The following is a 20356-nucleotide window of genomic DNA, read 5'->3' on the forward strand; positions in this document are numbered from 1 at the left end:
AGACGGATAATATGATGCACAATCTGTGCCTCCGTATCCCCACCTTCAAAAGAACCGCTGGCAGAGATTTGGCAATCCGGATTGCAATTTGATTTTGCAGGGTATGCGGACGGTAACACCGTCCCCTCGCGGCACGGACCGGGCAACGTGAGCTGCTGCCGGGTTCGTGGACGCGAAGATAAGATCGTGACCAAGGAACTGGAGTGCAGATATTGCGCGCGGAGCAGGAAAGTTGCGCCTTGGCTGTCCTGCCCCCTGCGGGGGTGCGTCAGCGTTCGTCTCCGGCCTGTCGATCGCCATCGAGGCCGCACTGGAGCGGGCCCGAACACGAAAGAATGGAGGCAGACACCCATGGGCCGTCCATCAATAACCGGGCTGCGTAAGAGCAGATAACAAGATGTGCAATGCCCGACTAAATCTGCAATGTGTCCCTGTCGTGGAGCAGATTTAAGGAAGCTGAGCATGGGCCATGGTGACGTCATCTCGGTCAGTCTGGCGCCCAGGCACGGTTTTGCCAAGTCTCCGGTGCCTGAACTGCGGGTGGTTGCCAGCCTTGGAATAGAGGGCGATGCCCATTTCGGCGCGAAAACGCAGCATCGCTATGATAAGCGGTTCAGACGGGACGCCCCGAACCTCCGCCAGGTTCATCTTATTGCAGTCTCTGTTTACGAAGATCTTCACGCATTGGGCTTTGATGTGCAGGCTGGGGATCTGGGCGAGAACATAACGACGTCCGGCCCTGATCTCACATCCCTGCCAGAAGGCACGGTCCTGCGGATTGGCGACGAAGCGCAACTTGAATTGACCGGTCTCAGGGCGCCATGCGTGTTGCTGGATCGTTTCCGGCCGGGTTTGCGCGCGGCTGTCACCGGCACAGGCTTGGATGGCAAATCCTTTTTGCGCGGCGGCGTGATGTCGCTTGTGTTGCTCTCGGGGACAATTCGACCGGGGGACAGGATAAGCGTCATCCCTCCGCCGACCCCATATCGCCCCCTGAAAAACGTGTGAGGCCCGCTGATCCGCCAGAAAGCCCGCCAGACCAGTCCTTACCCAGCCAGATCAATGTCGGGGTTTTCCTGTAGTCGCGCGTTTTTGAAACACGGTCAGGCGGAATTAAATAGTCGATCGGTCTATTAAATCTTGTCAGCCCGCCCCCTGCGCGCCATAAGGGCAGCAGCAGCAGCAGCAGCAGCAGCAGCAGCAGCAGCAGCAGCAGGAGGCGGGTGATGACAGAACTCATGGTCCGGCGTGGCCGGGCACGGCCGCCGCGCAGCCATAGTGATGGACACGTGACCCGCAGCGTCATCGTGCGCCGAGGCACCGAGATGATGGCGGAAACCGGTTTCTTCTCGACCAGCATTGATCAGTTGCTGACCACCGCAGGCATCCCCAAAGGCTCATTTTACCACTACTTCTCCAGCAAGGAGGATTTCGGCCTCGCAGTGGCTTTGTTGCGCAAATCCGGTTATGTCCGGAGTTCCCCTTTCCCCTGACAGACCTATCCCGCGCGCAGCGTGAGGGGCGTTCCAAGGGCGGTGAAGCGGTTCAGGATGGCCGCCCTGATCTGAAGCTCGGCCACCTGTCTGTCGAAGTCGCGCGACATGACGCGCTCTCCCAAGAGTTTGAAGCAGCGCATCTTTGCCTCGACCAGGCTTCGTCGGTGATAGCCGGCCCAGCGTTTCCAGATCGCTCGGCCAAGACGGCGGCAACTGCGCAGGGCGTTGTTGCGCGCGACCGCCCCTGCCGTGTGTTCCTTCCACGGCTTGCCGTTCCTGCGGGGCGGGATGACTGCCGCTGCCCCGCGCGCCGCAATGGCGGCGTGACAGGCCCGCGTGTCATAGGCCCCATCGGCGGTGACCATGCCCAAGGGCTGATCGCCAGGGATCTGGTTCAGCAGGTCGGGCATAACGGGCGCATCGCCGATCCGGCTGCCTGTGATCTCGATAGCCCGGATTTCCAGCGTCTCAGCATCAATCCCGAGGTGAACCTTGCGCCAGTCCCGCGGCTTCGACGGGCCGTGTTTCTTGGCCAGCCACTCGCCATCGCCCTCGGCTTTCACGCCAGTGCTGTCGATCAGCAGGTGCAGAGCGCCTGAGCTGGGGCGGCAGGGGATGTGGACGATCAAGGTCTTTTGGCGACGGCATAGGGTGCTGAAGTCCGGCACCGGCCAATCAAGCCCGGCAAGCTCAAGCAGACTGGCGATCATGCCAGTCGTCTGCCGTAGCGGTAGTCCGAACAGGGTCTTCAGCGTCAGGCAGGTCTGGATCGCGGCATAAGTGAAGACGGGCTGACGACCACGCTTGCCGGTTGGCGCGGCAAGCCACTGCGTCCTGGGGTCAAACCAGATCGACAGCGACCCACGCCGCGCAAGCGCAGCATTGTAGTCATGCCAGTTCGTGGTGCGGTAAGTCGGCGGCTTCGGTCTGCTCATACCGCCTGACTAACAGAGTGGATTCGTGAGGTGAATCCTACGCTGCATTTGCCCAACAAAGCCGGATGAGAACCACACTGCGGTCCTCAGCGACTTGGGCTTTCAGGAGATGATAAACGGCTGACGTCAGCGCGGCGTCCCCTCCTTCAGAAATCGCCTGCATGTAAAGCGCAGATCCGACCTGAAACGAGCCTTGCCGGCGTGACAGTTACCGTTCGGATCCCTGATTGCCGCAGGTGCAACGCGGGTTTTCCGGAGATTGCGTTAATCATGACACGCCTGATGTTTCGGGGCGTTACGCTGCATTTCTTGCGGTTTCATCTGATGAATTGCTGCATGCCTTCGTGATGGGTATCGCCTTTAAAGTGTAACCAGGTCGTCGCGATTCAACCTGATATCAGGTGCCTTTTGGGATCTGTCAGGTGCAGCGGTCCGGCCCAATCCGAAGGGAAGACCGATGCGGCTGAGCAGTGCCGGCATAACTCCATCTCCAGATTTTCGCGCCTTCCGACCTCTGGTCTGGCTTGTCGGTCTGATCGCGGCTCTGTGCATCGCGCTGGTCTCGCCGGCCCTCGCGCAGGAGCGCCAGCAGATCGCCGCCGTCGATCTGTCGAACATCTCTGTCATGGGCAATGCGCCCAGCAGCCGCACATTTACGGTTCCGGCCGGGAGCCGTGTGACCGAAATCGAGACGGCAATCGGTGTTTCGCATCGCGGCAGCAGCTATGGCTCCGAAACCGTGCTGACGCTGATCGCGCCGGGCGGGCAGCGCTTTGAATTTACCGGGCCCGAGATGAATTTCGCATCGCAGCCCGGCTACTATCGCGCCACCAGCAGGTTGCAGGTCAACCCGCCGGTGCTGAATGCCGGCGGCACCTGGACTGTCGAGCTGAGTGATACATACGACGATCGCGCCAACCCGGATTACATCACCGACAGCAATTCCGGTATCGTCCTCTACGACCTGCCCAATCCCGAGCTGAGCCTTTCAGGCTCGTCAGCCGTTCTGGTGATGGGAACCGCCATTGACCCGATCCAGGCCAGCGCTACCGGTGGCGTCGCGCCTTACACCTATTCCATCAGCCCGGCTCTGCCGGCAGGTCTGACGCTGAACGCAAGCACCGGCGCGCTGACCGGCACGCCGGAAGCAGGCAGCCCGGAGACCACCTATACCATCACTGCCGTCGACAGCCGCAACCTGGGCGATGAGGCGACGCTGACCCTGACAGTGGAGGACCGGTCGCTGGTCCTGACCCTGTCGGATAGCAGCATCTCGGCGATCAGGGGCACCGCACTCACTCCCGTCACCGCCAGCGCGAGCGGCGGAGATGAGAATTTCAGCTTCTCCATCTCGCCCGCCTTGCCCTCCGGTCTGTCGATTGACGCAGGGACCGGAACGATCAGCGGCACGCCGACGGTTGCCAGCCCGGTCACCGGCTACACGGTCACCCTGACCGACGGCAACGGCTATACCGAGACCGCCGCTATCAGCATCGGGGTCGAACACCCGCCGCTGGGCCTCAGCCTGTCGCAAAGCTATCTGCGCCTGACCCGTGGTGTGGCGATTGACCCTGCGGTCACCGCGACGATCACCGGCGGCTCGGGCACGGTCAGTTTCTCGGTCAGCCCGATGCTGCCCGCGGGGATTGAACTTGACCCCGTCACCGGCACGATCAGCGGCACGCCGGGCGCCATACTGGCCGCCACCGCCTATACCGTCACCGCCACCGACCAGACCGGCCCCGCTCTCAGCGCGATCCTGACCATCAGCGTCGAGAATGATGATGAGCGCGTCGCTGAGGCGTTCGAGCAGGCCACTACCCGCTTCATGGCGGCGCGGATCGACCGCATGCTCGCTTCCGAGCCGCGCGGATACCGGCTGGAGAACCGGGGCGACACCTCCGGCAATGGCATCACCTCACGCTCCACCCAGAACGGCACCGATCTCAGCTTTGCCGCCGGCCGGCTCAGCGCGGACGGGCTGTGGTTCCTCTGGATTGAGGGCGAATATGCCGAATACCGCTACAGCCACAGCGGCGAAGCGACGCGCAAGGGCGATTTCGGACTGGTCTCGGCAGGGTTCGACTATCTGCTGAACCCTGATCTGACGCTCGGGATGATGGTCCAGGTCGACCGCATGTCCGAGACGGCAAAGGATGCCAGCGACATTTCCGGCAATGGCTGGATGGTCGGGCCTTATATCGCCGGCCGCTTCAGCACCGATCTCTATTATACCGCCCGCATCGCCTATGGCCGCTCTGACAACGACGCGGCGCTCGACGTGTTCGGCGGCGGTGCGGAGTGGTTCCGGGGCGGCTTCGACACCGAGCGCAGCCTTGCCCGTGCCAGCGTCTATGGCATCCGCGATCTGTCGTCCGGCGTCACGGTTTCGCCGAAGCTCGACCTCGCCTGGATGCGCGAAAGCCAGCAGGATTACACAGTGAGCGATGGCGTCAGCAGCGTCGCCGTTGACGGGCTGGCCGTTGAAGTCTGGCGCCTGACGCTGTCCTCTCGCTTCGAGGGGCCGGCGGGACAGAACCTGCGCGCCTTTGTTGAGCCGTCGCTCGCCTGGGACTTCGCGGGCAGCGGCACTGAGGAAAGCGACGATCTGATCGGCGCGCTGGAGCTGGGCCTGCGCTCGGACGCGGCCAGCGCCTGGCAGAGCCTTGTCGCGCTGCGCTATGAGGGGATCGGGGCTGACGACCGGGAGGCGGTCGCGGTGCGGCTCAACCTCAATCGCAGCTTCTGATCTGCCGTGCTTTGACCGGGTTTCCGGCTGTGGCCCCATCGCCGCAGACCGGTACCCGGCCAGACTCTCAGCGAGGTCCGGGCTCAGGGACCCAGCCGCGTCAACGGCGGTTCCAGTGGCACCTCCGGAGCGAACCCGGAAACGTTTCTGCAACAAATGGGTCGCCAGTGACACGCATTATGTTCCGGGGCGTTACGTTCTGTTTCGGACGGTTGCCTCTGCCCGCTTGATCGCGTGGCCCGCTCCCTGCGAAAGATACCTGCTGCCTTCGCGCAGTCGTTAACGCGGCTTCTGCCAGCGGGTTCCAGTGCCAAATTCCCCCAAATTTCCGGTTCGGAGACGCTGATGACCCGTGAGCTGATTTCCTCGTTTCATGAGCTTTCCGCAACGGCCGGGCCGGTTGGGCCAGAGCTGGTAACGTCCGGGCTGGTAACCCCGGATTTTGTGCCGCTGGAGCCGCGTGTTCTGATGGATGCGACGCTGGGCTGGGATATTTCGGGCGCCGATGACCTGGCGGAGTTGCTATCGGGCGTGCACCACCTGCTGGAAAACCAGCTGTCCGGCATTGATGATATTCTGTCGCAATTCGACACCCTCGCCAGTGCCGCGCTTGGCGTGCTGGATGTGCTGGGCGGTGCCGGCAGCCAGGCCGGCGTCGGCGGTGCCGATCAGATCCAGGACATTGCCGACCGGCTGCGTGCGACGATGGCCGAGTTGCGCGACAGCTCTGCCCTTGCGCTGCGGCTGCTTGGCGCGGATACGGCAGGTGGCGATACGGCTGCCGATCTGGTCGGGCTGCTGAATGCTGAGCTGGGGGCATCGGTTGTCACCGGGGACGACATCCGCGCGACTTTCGATCTTGCAGCCTTCACCGGCAATACGGTCGGCGCCAATATCGACACGCTGGTCGAGAGCCTGCTGTCGCGCAATCCTGGCGCCGGTTTCACCGCCGAGGGGCTGCATGCCACCATCACCTCGGTCACCGATGACTATTACGCCGCCGCGCTGAACGGGCTTTTCAGCATTGAGCTGTACGATATCACCATCGGCGGCCAGACCCTTGTCAGCTTTACGCAAAACGTGCTGGACCCGACCCGCGTCGATGTGGCGATCAACCTGCCGCAGTTCGATTTCAACTTTGACGCACTTGCCGAATGGGCGTTCGGTTCTGCCGCGCTGCCCTTCGATCTGGCGATTGAAAGCGATGCGACGCAGTTCCGCTTCCAGCTGGGCGGCGAGATTGCGGCGGTCGAGGGCGGCACCCAGATCCGCCTGCATGTCGACAATCTCGACTTTGACCCGCTGGCACAGTTCGGCGGGCTGCTGGATGTTTCGGGCTGGAATGAGACGGTCAGCCTTGGCCTCCTGTCGCTGGGGATCGACGCGATTGCACTGGCTGAGTTCCGCGTCTCGGTAAGCTATGATGTGGATGCCGATCTCGGCTGGGGCCTGACCATCGGCGCGGCGGGGATCACGGTTGAGCGGCTTGATACCGATACCGGGCTCGGCATCACCACCGAAATCCGCGAGATCGGGGCTGCGGATTACACCGAAGTAACCGAGGGGGAGATCTACACCCTCGCCGCCCTGCAGCTGAAGGGCGGGCTTGATCTCTTCGGGCTGGTTGACGGGCCGGATGGCGCGGGGATGCCTTTCGCAATCAACATGACCTTGTCCTCGGCGCTTCTTGGAGCGGGCATGGGAGATGCGGGGATTGCCGACCGGCTGTCGCGCTTCCTGTCGGATGCCCGGATCGGCTTTGATGTCGATCTGTCGGGATCTGTGGCAGATGAGGGCCTGCGCGAGACGCTGGAAGGCGCGATCGAGGGACTGGCCGCGATGGGGATGGCGCAGATTTCCTCCTTCCTCTCCGATATCGGCGATGTAATTGCCGGCCTTTTGCAGAACTCGCTCCTGAATGTCGAAATCCCCTTTACCAGTATCGAGCTGTCGTCGGTGCTGGCTGAGATCGCCGATGCCTTCACCTCGATCAGCGATCTGTTCCATATTGATCCGGCGGGGCTGGGCTTTGATCCGAAGGCCAGCTCGGTCGCGGTGATTGCGACGGCGGTGACCGAACTGACCGCTGGTTTCGACCCCACAGTGCTGAGCGGTCTCGATCAGATCACCTTTGTTGTCGTGACCGAGACCGGGCGCGAGACGGTGACGGTCAGCCTGACCGGCAATGCCGTCCTGGCCGATCCCACGGCGACGGCTGCGGCGAAGACCGCAGCTCTGGCCTCGCTGATGAACACCGCGCTGGCCGCCTATGGCTTTGCCGTCACCGCCAGCGGCCAGGACCTGCGCATTACCACCGCGAATGGTCAGCCCGCCGCCAATGCGCTGGCGCTCCTGGGCGCGCGGCGCACCAATGGTCAGGCGACGGAGTTCGATTTCACCGATCTCGGTTTTGCCGAAGATCAGCTGGCCGGTGCAGCCGGGGTCTATGCCGATGGCGAGGAGGAAATCCTCGGTCTGCGCCTGGTGGATGCCCAGGGGCTGACCTTCACCCCTGGCGCAGATTTTGCCGAAACCATGATCGGTGTGGAGAAGCTGATCTTCACCGCCGTGGTCGATGGCAAAACGATCCCGGTCCAGGTGCTGAAACCGGCGAATGGCTGGTATGATGCGGATGGCGCGCCGAACCTGACCGGCATGCTGGCGGCGTTTGAGGCCGCGCTGGCGCTGAACGCGCTGCCGCTGGAGGTCACGCTGGTGGATGGCGGCTTCAGCTTCGCCGCTGTGGGGCCTTCGGGCACCTCGATCACCTTCGGCGCTGATCCCGAACAGATGACGCGGGCCTTTGACCTCGCCTCGCTGATGGAATGGGTCAATCTGCAACTGGCGCAGACCGAGACACTGGCCGGTGCCGAGCTGCGGCTGACCGCCGACGGCGCTCTGATGTTCACCTTCCCCGAGGTGACGGTGAATGCCGAAATCGAGGGCAATTTCTCGCTGGCAAATCTCGGCCTCGACGGACTGTCGAACCTGTCGCTTGCCGCACGCGTGCAGGCGGCGCTGTCGGCCAGTTTCGACGCGGCGGTGGGGATTGACCTGATCGGCTTCGCCTCGGCCATGGTGGTGGCGGCGGGTGAGGGTGCGAATGCCATCGAGGCGCGCCATGCGCTGGACAAGGCGGAGGGGGCGAGAGCTCCATCGGCTCGGCGCTCCTCGACAATATCTTCTTTGCCGATCTGGCCTTGCAGGCGCAGATCACCGGCAGCGCCAGCAATATCACCGGCAGTGCCGATCTCGGCCTGATGTCGCTGACCTTCGGGTCGCAAAACTCCGCGCTGAACTTCCTGGAAATCGACACCCAGTTCGATTTCAGCATCCTGGGGCAGGGCGATGGCGGCTTCTCCAGCCGGGTGACGCTGCAGAACATCCTCGACGCCTTCCTTTATGAGGATGCCGACGGCAATCTGAACGTCACGCGCGGGCTGAACACGCTGATTGGCCGCGCCGATCTGCAGGGCGGTATCGTCACCGATGGCAAGGGCGCCGCGCTGGACGCGGATGGCGCGGCCAGCACTGACCGCGCCGATCTGCGCCATGTCGATGCCGATGGCTACACGCTGTCGGAAGGCGAGATCCTGTCGCAATTCTACCTGCAGCTTGGCGATGTGAAGCTGAATGTGATCGGCATCGAGGGGCTGAATGAGGGCCTGATCGACGGCATCGCGCTGACCATCGACGATCTCGCCAGCCCGATTAACAGCCTGAACTACCGCCTGCTCGGCGACGGGACCGAGGCGATCAACTCGCTGGCGACGCTGGGCGATGGCGACATTCTCGACAGTTTCAGCACCATCCTGAACCTCGTCAGTCTTGCGGGCGAGACGCTGAAGGAAAAGCTGCCCTTCCTGAACCAGAATATCCCGCTGCTGAATCTCTCGGTGCTCGATGCGGTGGATTTCGCAAAAGATCTCGCCGCCGAGATGCAGGAGCTGCGCGACAACCCGCAATCGGGTCTGGCAAAACTGGAGACCATGCTGGAAGGCGTCTTCGGCCAGGACACCGTCAGCCTCGTCTGGGATGCGGATGCGAAAACGCTGCGCTTCGGACTCAGCTTCTCGTTCCTGCAGGATTATGCGCAGTCGCTGCCGTTCAACTTCGATTTGCAATCGCTGATCGGCGATCAGCTGGCCTCGATCGTCGGCGCTGATGCCGCGAAGATCCTGACCAATCTGGCCGATGTGAAGGGCGATGGCCGTCTGGTCTTCGACCCCGATCTGACGATGAATTTCGCCTTCGGGATCGACCTGTCGCAGGTGTTGCTGAATGACGCGCCCACTGCAAGCGGCGAGACGCTGCTGACCGATCTGGCGACGGTCGGCGCGCTGGTTGAATCCGCCGAAGGGGCGAATGATCTGCGCATCCGCTGGAAGGATGTGACCACGGGCGCGGCAAAAACCGTCAATATCGACATTGCCGGTGCCGCCATGCTGGAAGAGCTGGTCGCGAAGATCAACACGCAGCTGCAGGGCGCGATTGGCGCCAATGTCAGCTTCACCTTTGATGCTGAAACCGGGAAGATCACGCTGGCCGATGCCAATTCCGGCATCATCCTTGCCGATGATGTCGATGCGCTGTTCGGCGCAGAAACTGCGGTCGCAGCAGAGGCCGACGGCGCGATCGTTCTGGCACTGGCCGAAGGGTTTGAGGATTACGCCGCCGGCTACAGCTTCCACATCGCCTTTGGCGCCGATGCAGGCAAGCTTGGCGCGGGTGTCGATATCACCATCGCCGCCGAAGAAGGCCGCACAGCTGAAGGCTTCGTCACCGCGCTGAACGCTGCCCTTGCCGCCGCCGATGTGGCGCGCAGCGAGGTCTCCGGCCGCGCGGTTTCCGGCTGGGCCATCGCGGTCAGCCAGCTGGTCCGGGCCGAACTGGTCGATGGCGAAATCCGCCTGACCGGCACCAATTTCGCCGAGAGCATCGGCGCCGGTCCGATCACCTTCGGCGTGTCTGGCACCGATGGCGGCCATGCCGTCACCTTCGAGATTTTCGAGCTGGGCGGGTCCAACGCCGCCCGCCTGCTGGGCTTTGACAGCATCGGCAAGGTGATCTCGGGCGATGTCACTTCGAAAACCCTGCTGCAATCGCAGGAAATCGGCGCGCCGCGCGTCTATCTCGATACCGAAGCCTCGGGGCTGAAGCTGGAATTCACCGCTGGTGCCGAGGATGGGCTGAACCTGAAACTCGGCTTCGGCCCGATCTCCATCGGCGTCGTCAACGGGACCGCGCTGCTGACGGCGGGCGCGGGCAGCACCGACCCGGCGCATCTGTCGCTTGGCTTCAACGATATCGATGGCGACGAACACGTTGGGCAATACAACCTCGGCGACCTGGCCGCGCTGGTGATGGATGGCGGGCGCTCGCTGCTGGATCTGTTCAACATCGACGTGGCCATCGGGATCGTGGTCGATCTGGCATTCGAGGACAGCCTTGGTTTCCTCAACAGCAACGAACATGGGCTGACCTACCGCGCCGATCTGGTCACGACCAATGGCCTGGTCTCGCTGTCGGGCCAGGTGCTGGACGCCTTCTCCGGCGATCTGATCAATCTGTGGAATGGCGATGATCTGGAGGGCGAATTCGATCTGCGCCTGCCCTCCATCGATGACATCACCAGCTTCCTGTCGGATTTCAACATCCTGGCCTTCCTGAACGATCCGGCGGCGGTGCTGGATGGTCTGGACATGATCCTCGACCGCATGCAGCAACTGTTCGATGACTATCTGAAGGGAATTGATCTGCCGGTGGTCGGCAATGCCATTGGCTCGGCCGTCACCTTCTTCAGCGATTTCCGCTATGGCATTCTGGCCGAGGCACGCGAGATCGCCCATACGCCGATGGAAGATGGCAGCCTGCCGACCACCATCGACCTGCTGACCGGCTGGTTCAACGATCAGCTGAACGCGGTCTTCAACCCGAATGGCGAGAAGATTCAGTTCATCCAGGCCGCCCTTGATACCGAAGGCGGCATGACCGACAGCTACCTTTACGGCGCGATCAATTTCTCGGCGGTGATCTTCGACGAGTTCCTCGACATCGCCTTCGATCTTGGCCTGCCGGGCTTTGATCTGGCGGTGAAGGAAGGCTCGGGCATCCGCATCACGCTGGATTACAGCGTGAACCTTGGCTTTGGCCTGAACAAGACCGGCTTCTTCCTGCTGAACGACACCGATCAACAGGAGATCCGCATCGGCGTGACGGCGGATGCCGGCACCTTCCAGGGTTCGGCCAAGTTGATGGGCATTCTCGGCCTTGATGTCGATGCGATCACCAAGGTGGATGGCAGCTATATCGGTGAGGGCACGGGCGAGGGCACCGCGATTGTCACCGGCACGCTCGGCGTCGATCTTTACGGCGATCAGGCCTGACGATCATCGACCGTGACGCCACCGAAGGCGCGGGCGAGATTGCGATTGATCTGAGCGGCATTACCCCGCTGACCGGCACCGGGGCGGAACTCAGCTATGAAAAGCTGGTCTATCTGACCCGGCTTTCCACCACCAATCTGGTGAATTTCGTCTTCAACGCCTCGGTCGATATCCAGCTGGGCCTGACCGCGAACATCATCGACCCCACCAAATCCGGCAACCAGCCACTGCTGATCGGCGGCTATCAGGTGATCCCCTCGGTCAAGACCGAGCTGATCGTGCTGGGCGGCTATGATTCCACCACCGGCGCTGGCTTCACCTTCGAGACGGTGGCTTTCGAGAATGTGCGCATCGACGCCAGCGTGCTTTACGACGCGGTGATCCGCCCGATCCTCGACCCGCTGATGGCCTTTATCGAGCCGCTGGCCGCTGCTTTCAGCTGGATGCAGGAGGTGCCGTTCAGCTTCGTCGTCGATGCGCTGTCGCAGTATTTCCCGATCTTCGGCGTGGTGAACTCGGTTCTGAAGACTATCTCGGACATCGCGAATTTTGTGGAAGCGCTGCATGCCTCCGGTGGCGAATTCGTCTTCGGCACCTTCGATTTCACCGGCAGCTTCGTGGGTGACGACGCAACGGGCAAGATCGACAGTTCGTCGATGGTGATGGATGCCTCGTCTTCCTCGACCGCGGTTCTGGCGGGCAGCACCAGTGGCAATGCGCTTGGCGTTTTCGGCAGCCTTTCCAGCGGTTTCGCGCTGGAACTGCCGCTGCTGAGCGACCCCTATTCCGCGATCAACATCCTCCTGGGCAAATACGACCAGGTCGATCTGGTGAAGGTCCACTTCACGCTCTTCAACCTGAATCTGCCGAAGACCGATTTTGTGCAGCTGATCCTGGGTGAGATCGGCGCGCCGGGCTGGGTGAAATCGATCATCTCGGGCGCGCTGAAATTCGAGATCGGCGCGCATGCCTATGCCGGTCTTTCGGCGGGCTATGACCTCTCGGGCATCGTCAATTTCGTCAATACGCTCGATCCGGTCCGGCTGCTGGACGGCGTTTTCCTCGACACCAAACCCTTCATCGATGTGGGCTTCCAGGTCGCGGCTTCGCTGAACCTTGGCATTGCGGGGATCAAGGTTGGCGGCGGCGCCAGCGTCTGGCTGGGCTTCAACGACCCGAATGACGATGGCAAGCTGCGCTTCCCTGAGCTGCTGGCGATCATCGATGCCGGGATCGAGAACCCGTCGAAGTTTCTTGGCTATCTGTTTGAGGGTGGCTTCAACGTCAATTTCTACCTCTCGGTCTGGGCCGGGATCAAACTGGGCTTCATCAATCTGACCTTCGATATCGATGTGGTCGATTTCGATGTTACCATTCCATTCGGTGGCTTCCAGCTGCCGCCGCGCCTGACGCCCGCCGTGGCGGATGGCGGCACAGCTGTGCTGGCCGTCGGCTCGAACATCGGCAATTCGATGTCGACGATGGACAAGGATGGCAATGACGTCATCACCCTGACCGGGCCGCATTCGCCGATCCAGATCGGCCTCTCGAACGAGCAGGGCAGCCTCGGCGGTTCGATGAACCAGAATGTCGGCGGCATTATCATTCCGGCGGGTGAGGGCAACAACACCATCAACCTGTCGCAGCTGGCGACCGATATTCCGATCGTGATCTATGCCGATGGCGGCAATGACACGGTGATGCTGCCTGATGAGGGGCTGATCGTGGTCTTCCTCGGCGATGGTCAGAACAAGGTTACCGCCAATTCGGGCGCGACGGGCACCTATGTGATCTTCGGCGGCTCGGGTAATGATGTGATCGACATTCCCGGCGGCAATGTCGTCTTCTTCGGTGATGGCGATTACGGCATGCGCGATATCTTCCTTGCGCGCTTTGCCAGCACCGATCTGTCGGTGGCCGAGATGACCGCGATCCTTGGCATCACGGCGGATGGCCAGGTCGACACCTCGGCCCGGGCCGAGGTGAATTACGCGATCACCGATGTGGACGGGGTGGCGAAGAAGGTGACGCTTGCGGCCTTCCTCGATGATTACACCCGTTACACCCAGACCAGGGCCAGCACCGCTGCCGATACCGTCACCGCCGGGGCCGGCAATGCGCTGATCATGACCGGCGCAGGGGCCGACAAGATCAAGGCAGGCGCGGGCAGCAGCGGTGTGGTCAAGGTCTATTCCGGGGCGGGCGATGACGATGTCACCGTCGCCGGGGCCCAGGCTTATGTCGAGGGCGGGGCGGGCGCCGATATCATCCGCACCGATGCGGCGGCCTCCGAGATCTGGGGCTGGGGCAAGGCGGCGGGCGAGAGCGGGCTGCTGGACACCACCGGCAATCCGCAGGCGGCCAAGATCAACCAGCTCGCCAGCAGAGACGGCGCTGATATCATCATTGGCGGCGCCGGCAGCGATACGGTCTATGGCCAGCTTGGCAATGACGTGATCGAAGGCGGCGGCGGCAATGACGTGCTCTATGGCGGGCGCGGCACCGATCTGATCACCGGCGGGCGGTTCGAGATCACCTCGGCCAAAACCGGCGCGTCGATCTCGGTCGAAAGCTACAACAAGAACACCGGCTTTGGCCAAAGCGTCTACCTCTCGACCCAGGATCTGGCCGATGGCAATGACGCGATCTATGGCGGCGATGGCGATGACATCCTGCTGGGCGGGGGCGGCGACGACACGCTTTCGGGCGGGCGCGGCGCCGATGTGCTGATCGGCGATTTCGCGAAGATCCGGCTGTCGGCGAACCTCGTGGCCGAGGATATCGAGACGCAGTTCGACAGCTCGGCCAATGCCGGGGTGGACCATCTGAACGGCAATGAGGGCAATGACATCCTGATCGGCGGCGGGCGCGGTGACATCATCACCGACACGCTGGGCGATAATATCATCCTCGGCGATTTCGGCGTGGTGCGCGGCACCCGTCTGAATGAGGCGGTGTCCTCGGTCGAGACCCGCACCGATGCGATGGGCGGGGCCGATCTGATCACCACCGGCGCGGGCAATGACTATATCCTCGCCGGGATCGGCGATGACACGATCTATTCGGGCGATGGCAATGATGCGATCCTGGCCGATGACGGGGTGATGTATCTCTTGCGCGACAAGGATGGCACGGTTACGGCCACGCTGGTCGATACCGGCACCTCGACCGGCAATGATGTGATCGTCACCGGCAATGGCAACAGCCGGATGATCGCAGGTCTGGGCGATGACCGTATCACCGTGGGCGAAGGCCATAATGTGATCATCGGCGATCTGGGCCGCATCGACGCGAGCTCGGCCGAGGGGATCTGGACCGCAACCGACGGCGCCGACACGCTGTTCGGCGGCAATGGCCGCAACAGGGCGGTGCTGGGCGGCGGCGATGACCGCGCCACTCTGGGCAATGGCGGCAACCGGGTGATCGGCGATGCCGGCACCCTGTCCTGGATCGGGCTTTCCGATTTCGGGGGCGACGTGATGGAGACCACCTATGCCAATCGTGGTGGCAATGACGTCATCACCACTGGCTCGGGCGCGGATGTGATCATGGGCGGCTTCGGCAACGACACGCTTTACGGCGGGGCAGGCAATGATGTCATCCTTGGTGACAACGGGCGCTATGCGGCGCCGCTGAACGGCAAAGCTGGCCGCATCACCTCGCTGGTCGGTGAAGAAGAAGGCCGCGACCTGATCTATGGCGGCGCGGGTAATGACATCCTGATCGGCGGCCAGGGCGATGACAGCCTGTATGGCGGCACAGGCGAGGATGTGATCTTCGGCGACAGCGGTGAGGTCACCTTCACCAATGCGACCGATATCGTCACCCTTGAGATGACCGATGTCACCCGGGGCGGCAATGATTTCATCCATACCGATGCCTCCGACAAGGGCGATGACATCCTGCTGGGTCAGGCCGGGAATGACACGATCGAGGCGGGCGGCGGCGATGATGTGATCCTCGGCGATATCGCGACCTTCCTGTTCTCGCATCCCGATCTGCGCCTGCCGGGCCAGTCGGCGGCGGACCGGATGATCCGGTTGGAATCAACCCGGATCGATGTGGGCGGCGATGATCTGATCTATGGCGGCACCGGCAATGACATTGTCGTGGCTGGCTTCGGGGCCGATACGCTTTACGGCGGCGATGGCCAGGATCTGCTGATCGGCGATACTGCGATCATCACCCGCCGCTGGGAAGATGCGGCTGCGGGCGGGCTGATGGAATGGCTGACCATCGACACCAATTTCGCCTTCGAGACCGGCGGTTACGACCATATCTACGGCGAGGGCGGTCATGATGTGATGATCGGTGGCCTTGGCCCGGATATGTTCTACGGCAACACCGCCGAGGATGCGATCTTCTCGGATGGCTATGCTGGCCTGTTCCGCGCCTGGCTGCCCTCGGGCTTTGTCGACCGGGCCGAGAAGGATCAGCGCTACCTCTACACCTCGAACTTCGCGGGGCGGGGTGCGGTGGATGTGGTGTCGAACGCGCAGCAGAATGCGGCGATCGGCAACCCGCTGGAGGCGGTGCTGGAAAGCCCGCTCGGCAAGGTTGTGCCCTTCCCGGGTCTGTCGCGCTATGCGCTGGACCCCGATCTCTGGCGGCGCAGCATCGACATGCTGGACGATCCCGACGTGTTGCGCGCGCTGGCGCAGCTGATCGCGATGGGGGCGGGGTCCGACCTCTTGGCCGAAAGCATGCTGGCCACGCTGATCGAGGCGGGGCTGCTGTCGGGCGATACTGATCCGGTGATGCTGGAGATCCTGATCGGGCGTCTTGCCCAGGTGCTGCAAATGCGCGCCACCAATGCGGAGGCCGTGACGGGTGATCGCCCGCTGGCCGCTGAATAAGACAAAAAAGGAAAGAAAAATGACCGATACCCCGGCCACCAAAGGCAAACACACCACCTCGATGAACGGCATGACCATCCATTGGCATGACGACAAAATGGAAAGCGTCTACGCCAATATCGGCACCGCCACCGCCAATCGCGAAGAGTTCTATCTGCTGCTCGGCACGCATCAGAACTGGCGCGGCAATGCCGGCGACAACAAGGAAATCGACGTGAACCTGTCGACCCGCGTCGTGCTGAACCCCTATGCGGCCAAGCGCTTCGCCGCGATCCTGACCGGCTCGATCAAGGCCTATGAAGATCAGTTCGGCAAGATCGACATCTGACCATAACTTCCTGAAAGACCGCAGTTTTGCTTGATCAGGCCACATCTGTCTTCGTGACCGGTGCGGGACGCCATGTCCTGCGCATCTTCGGCGAGCCCCCTCGCCGGAGGAGCGCGCGCTTATGGTTGATCTGCTTCAGGAGCGCCCTGCGGCGCGCAAACACGGGCGCGGCATGGTGATCTCTGTGCCGCTGCCGGGCGCGCATTGGTGCATCTGGGTGCTGGAGAGCGTGCCGGCCCTGGCCGGGATCGGGCCGATGCTGGCGCGCGCCCAGGCGATCTCGGGCGGGCTGGCGGGGTATGGCGCGTCGCAGGCGCGCCCCGTCGCGCAAAAGGGCCCGGAACTGGCGGCGCTCGCGCTGGCACTGAAAGCGCCGGTCCGTCGCGCCGAGAGTGTGGTGCAGTTCCTTGGCGAGCGGCTGGTCGAGGCGGGCGAAGGCTCTGGCCTCGCGATCTTCACCCTGAAAGGCGAGCGGGTCGCGAAGATCTGGGCCTCGGACAGCGGCATTGCGGCGGCCTCGGATCTGATCCGAAACCTTTTGCCCCGCGCCATCGGCGTCGCGGACAACAACCCCCTGCACTTCGATCTGGGGACGGACGCGCAGGGGGCGCTTGAGGCCGGGCTGATCCTGGAACGGCTGGGCCGTAAAAGCCTGACCCTGCTGCCCCCGGCACAGCCGGGCGGCTATGGCGCGGTGCTGTTTGATACGGAAAGCGCCGATCAGGGCATGGCGCCCGCGATCCCGGCGCTGATGCAGCTGATCCACCCGCTGCGGCTGCAGGCAAAATCCGCGCGCTGGCGCTGGATGAAGCCGCTCGGCTGGGCGGCGGCGGCACTGCTCGCGCTGTTCCTTGCCTGGCCGGTGCCGGAGAGGATCACCCTGACCGGGGTCGCGACGCCCGAGCATTCGGTCATCGCTGCGCTGTCGAGCGATGCCGTGCTGGAGGAGATGCTGGTCCGCGTGGGCGATCAGGTGGGAGAGGGCCAGCCGATGGCCCGCTTCCGCTCCACCACCCTCTCGGAACAGGCGGCGCAGGAGCGGCTGAACATCTCGGTCGAGGAGCTGAACGCCCAGGCCGCGATGGCGAAGAATGATTACGGCGCGGTGCGGTTGCATGAAAGCCGCCGCCAGATCGCCGAGGCGCGGCTGGCCGAGGTGCAGCGGCGGATTGATCAGCTGGTGATCCTGGCGCCGGCGGCGGGGCGGGTGATCTCGGCTTTGCCGCCCCATGCGACCGGCGGCAGCTTCACCACCGGGCGTGAGGTGGCGCAGATCCAGACCGGGTCTGATTTCGTGATGGTGCTGACGCCCTCAACCGGCGATGCGCGCCGACTGACAACCGGCATGAAGGGCAGCGCGATGTTTCGCGGCCTCAGCGATGCGGAATACCGCGTGACGGTAATCTCGCCCCCGGCACTGGTCAGGAACAGCCAGACCGGCACCGATCATCTGGAACTGATCGCCCGCATTGACCCGGGCGATGACCGCCTGCTTGCCGGGTTGACTGGCTATGCCCGCCTTGAAGGAGAGACCACCCCCCGCATCCTGGGCCTGACCCATTACCTGACCGAATATGCAAGGACCACGCTATGGACCTACCTCGGCCTGCGCTTGTGAAGCAGGTGGAGCTGCATCTCTCGGCCGAGGGGCGGGGGTTCAGCTATCTGTTGGTGGACCGCGTCAGCGGTCAGATCCTGCGCCTGAGCCGGGCGGCAGCGGCAGGCTATCGCCGTTTTGCCAATGCTGCGCTCGGCGATGCGGCGGCGCGCGAAGGGCTCGGGCAGGAGGAGGCAAAGCACGGCTTCACCGCCTTGTCCTGGCTCAGACAGATGCGCGAGGGCGCGCGGTTCCAGCGCAAACCCTTCAACCCGATGCAGATGCAGCTGCCTTTATTCGAGGCCGCACCGCTGCAACCACGCCTTCTCCACCTGTCGCGGCTGGCCTTTGGCCTGCCGGGCATCCTGATGCTGGCCGTGCTGGCGCTGATCGTTCTGATGCTGGGCAGCCGGAACGACTGGAAGATCATGGTCGAGTTCCGCGAGGTGTTTTCGATCGAGGCGCTGCTGACCTTCGGCCTTGTCGCGCCCTTCCTGAAGCTGATCCATGAATTCGGCCATATCCTTGCTGCTACTGCCTGCGGCGTACGGCTGCGCAAGGCCGGGGTGAATGTGATCGGGCTTTACCCGATCCCCTATGTCGATTGTTCCGAGGCGGATCTGACCGCCAGCCGCCGCCAGCGCATTCTGATCTCGGGCGCGGGGATCCTGACCGATCTTTGCGTGGGCCTCTTGCTGTTCATCGCCTGGCACCTGGTCTGGAGCGATGAACTGCGCCAGGTGCTGGGCCGCGCCTTCGTCTTCTCGGTGTTCAGCTCGCTTCTGTTCAACGCCAATCCGCTGATGCGGATGGATGGCTATTTCATTCTGGCGGATCTGCTGAATCACCGGAACCTTGGCACCGATGCCACCACGGCGCTGCGGCGGCTCTGGTGGTCGGGTCTGGGGATGGCGGCGACGCCACAACGCTTTCCCATGCGGCATGAGCTGGCGCTGGCGGGGTATGGCCTCGCCTCGATGATTTATCGCTGGGTGATCCTGCTGACGCTCGTGTGGAACCTGCTGCCGCGCTATCTGGGGCTTGGCCTGCTGGTTGGTGCCTGGGGCGGCTGGCTGATGCTGGTGGCGCCGACGCTGAACCGGCTGAACACGCCGCCCCCAGCCAATGTCGCACCGCAGTCGGGCGGGCGCCGTCGTCGGATTATGGCGACCGGCGCGGGGCTTTTGCTGACCGGCGCGCTGTTCATCCCGGTGGCCCCGGTGGCGGTGATAGAGGTCGCGCCGGATGCATTGGGGCGCTATGCGGTCACCGTGAAACAGCCGGGTTTCGTGCGTGAAACCGTGGCCGAGGATGGCCATGTCGCGGCCGGCACGGTGCTGCTGACGCTTTCAAACCCCGCAAGCGAGGCGCGGGTTTCGCTCGCCGCACTTGGCGTGGCCGAGGCCGGGCTTGCCCGCCAGATCGGCACCGCCAGCGGGGCTGCTGGACTGCGGCGGGGCGAGGATCAGGTGATCGCCGCCGAGGCGCAGTATCACCTGGTCGAGGCCGAGCGCGCCGCACTGACCCTGACCGCGACCCTGGCCGGCCGCTTCGCCCTGACACGCAGGCTGCGGCCGGGCGAGTTCCTGCCCGCCGGCACCGTGATCGGACGGCTTTTGCCCGATACGGCAGAGGTCGTGATGGTCGGCGCGGTGCCCGAGCGGCTGGTCCAGCATTTTGAGCGGGGCCTGAGCCGCGCGACGCTGCGTCTGGATGGCCATTATCTGCCGCTGGACCCGGCCATGCTGCATCTGGCCGAAGAACCGCGCCAGGAGGGGCAGCCCGGCCAGCAGGATGGCCGCAACTTCACCCTGCGCCTGACCGCGCCGGTCATCGCCTCGGGCCTTGAGGGGGGCGCGGCGCAACTGCGGCTTTCGTTCGAGACGATCCCGGTCTGGCGCCACGGCGCGCTTTGGGTCGCGGACAAGATCACACAATTCAGGAATGCCGAAATTGCCGAGCGGCAACAACGGCTTGAGAACAATGGTGGGCAGTAGTCCCCCGAAAGG

Annotated in this window: 11 protein-coding genes; 9 read left to right on the top strand and 2 right to left on the bottom strand. The window is 63.4% G+C overall.

Going from position 1 to position 20356, the window contains the following annotated elements:
- The first annotated feature begins 462 nt into the window (after positions 1 to 462).
- On the top strand, positions 463 to 1008 hold the full coding sequence (locus tag QNO18_RS24940) for an MOSC domain-containing protein (RefSeq protein WP_283180141.1): 546 nt from the start codon (positions 463 to 465) through the stop codon (positions 1006 to 1008).
- On the opposite strand, the gene QNO18_RS24945 is transcribed toward QNO18_RS24940, so the two are convergent.
- Positions 965 to 1240 carry a hypothetical protein gene (locus tag QNO18_RS24945; protein ID WP_283180142.1) on the bottom strand — a complete coding sequence of 92 codons (276 nt, stop codon included), beginning with the start codon at positions 1238 to 1240 and terminating at the stop codon, positions 965 to 967. The genes QNO18_RS24940 and QNO18_RS24945 overlap by 44 nt on opposite strands.
- Between QNO18_RS24945 and QNO18_RS24950 the strand changes: the two genes are divergently transcribed.
- Positions 1227 to 1493 carry a TetR/AcrR family transcriptional regulator gene (locus QNO18_RS24950; RefSeq protein ID WP_283180143.1) on the top strand — a complete coding sequence of 89 codons (267 nt, stop codon included), beginning with the start codon at positions 1227 to 1229 and terminating at the stop codon, positions 1491 to 1493. The two genes, QNO18_RS24945 and QNO18_RS24950, sit on opposite strands and share 14 nt — an antisense overlap.
- A 5-nt stretch (positions 1494 to 1498) precedes the next feature.
- On the opposite strand, the gene QNO18_RS24955 is transcribed toward QNO18_RS24950, so the two are convergent.
- Positions 1499 to 2431, bottom strand: a complete 933-nt coding sequence (locus QNO18_RS24955; RefSeq protein WP_283179988.1) for an IS5 family transposase — start codon at positions 2429 to 2431, stop codon at positions 1499 to 1501.
- Between the two features lie 457 nt (positions 2432 to 2888).
- On the opposite strand from QNO18_RS24955, the gene QNO18_RS24960 reads away from it, so the two are divergent.
- From QNO18_RS24960 to QNO18_RS24990, 7 genes are all read left to right on the top strand, one after another.
- Complete coding sequence (locus QNO18_RS24960) at positions 2889 to 5180, top strand: putative Ig domain-containing protein (RefSeq protein WP_283180144.1); 2292 nt, start codon at positions 2889 to 2891, stop codon at positions 5178 to 5180.
- A 345-nt stretch (positions 5181 to 5525) separates the two neighbouring features.
- The gene (locus QNO18_RS24965) at positions 5526 to 8441 is read left to right on the top strand and encodes a hypothetical protein (RefSeq protein ID WP_283180145.1); all 2916 of its coding nucleotides are present in this window, start codon (positions 5526 to 5528) and stop codon (positions 8439 to 8441) included.
- A complete protein-coding gene (locus QNO18_RS24970) occupies positions 8381 to 11566 on the top strand; it encodes a hypothetical protein (RefSeq protein ID WP_283180146.1) in 3186 nt (1061 codons plus the stop codon). The genes QNO18_RS24965 and QNO18_RS24970 overlap by 61 nt, the downstream gene beginning before the upstream one ends.
- A 140-nt stretch (positions 11567 to 11706) precedes the next feature.
- Entirely contained in the window at positions 11707 to 16422 is a 4716-nt protein-coding gene (locus QNO18_RS24975; protein WP_283180147.1) for a calcium-binding protein, read from the top strand.
- A gap of 19 nt (positions 16423 to 16441) precedes the next feature.
- Positions 16442 to 16750, top strand: a complete 309-nt coding sequence (locus tag QNO18_RS24980; protein WP_143040590.1) for a DUF3467 domain-containing protein — start codon at positions 16442 to 16444, stop codon at positions 16748 to 16750.
- Positions 16751 to 16871: 121 nt separating this feature from the next.
- The gene (locus QNO18_RS24985; protein WP_283180148.1) at positions 16872 to 18368 is read left to right on the top strand and encodes a hypothetical protein; all 1497 of its coding nucleotides are present in this window, start codon (positions 16872 to 16874) and stop codon (positions 18366 to 18368) included.
- Complete coding sequence (locus QNO18_RS24990) at positions 18341 to 20344, top strand: site-2 protease family protein (protein ID WP_283180149.1); 2004 nt, start codon at positions 18341 to 18343, stop codon at positions 20342 to 20344. The genes QNO18_RS24985 and QNO18_RS24990 overlap by 28 nt, the downstream gene beginning before the upstream one ends.
- Positions 20345 to 20356 lie beyond the last annotated feature (12 nt).

This window comes from Gemmobacter sp. 24YEA27 (assembly GCF_030052995.1).
Taxonomy (GTDB): Bacteria; Pseudomonadota; Alphaproteobacteria; order Rhodobacterales; family Rhodobacteraceae; genus Pseudogemmobacter.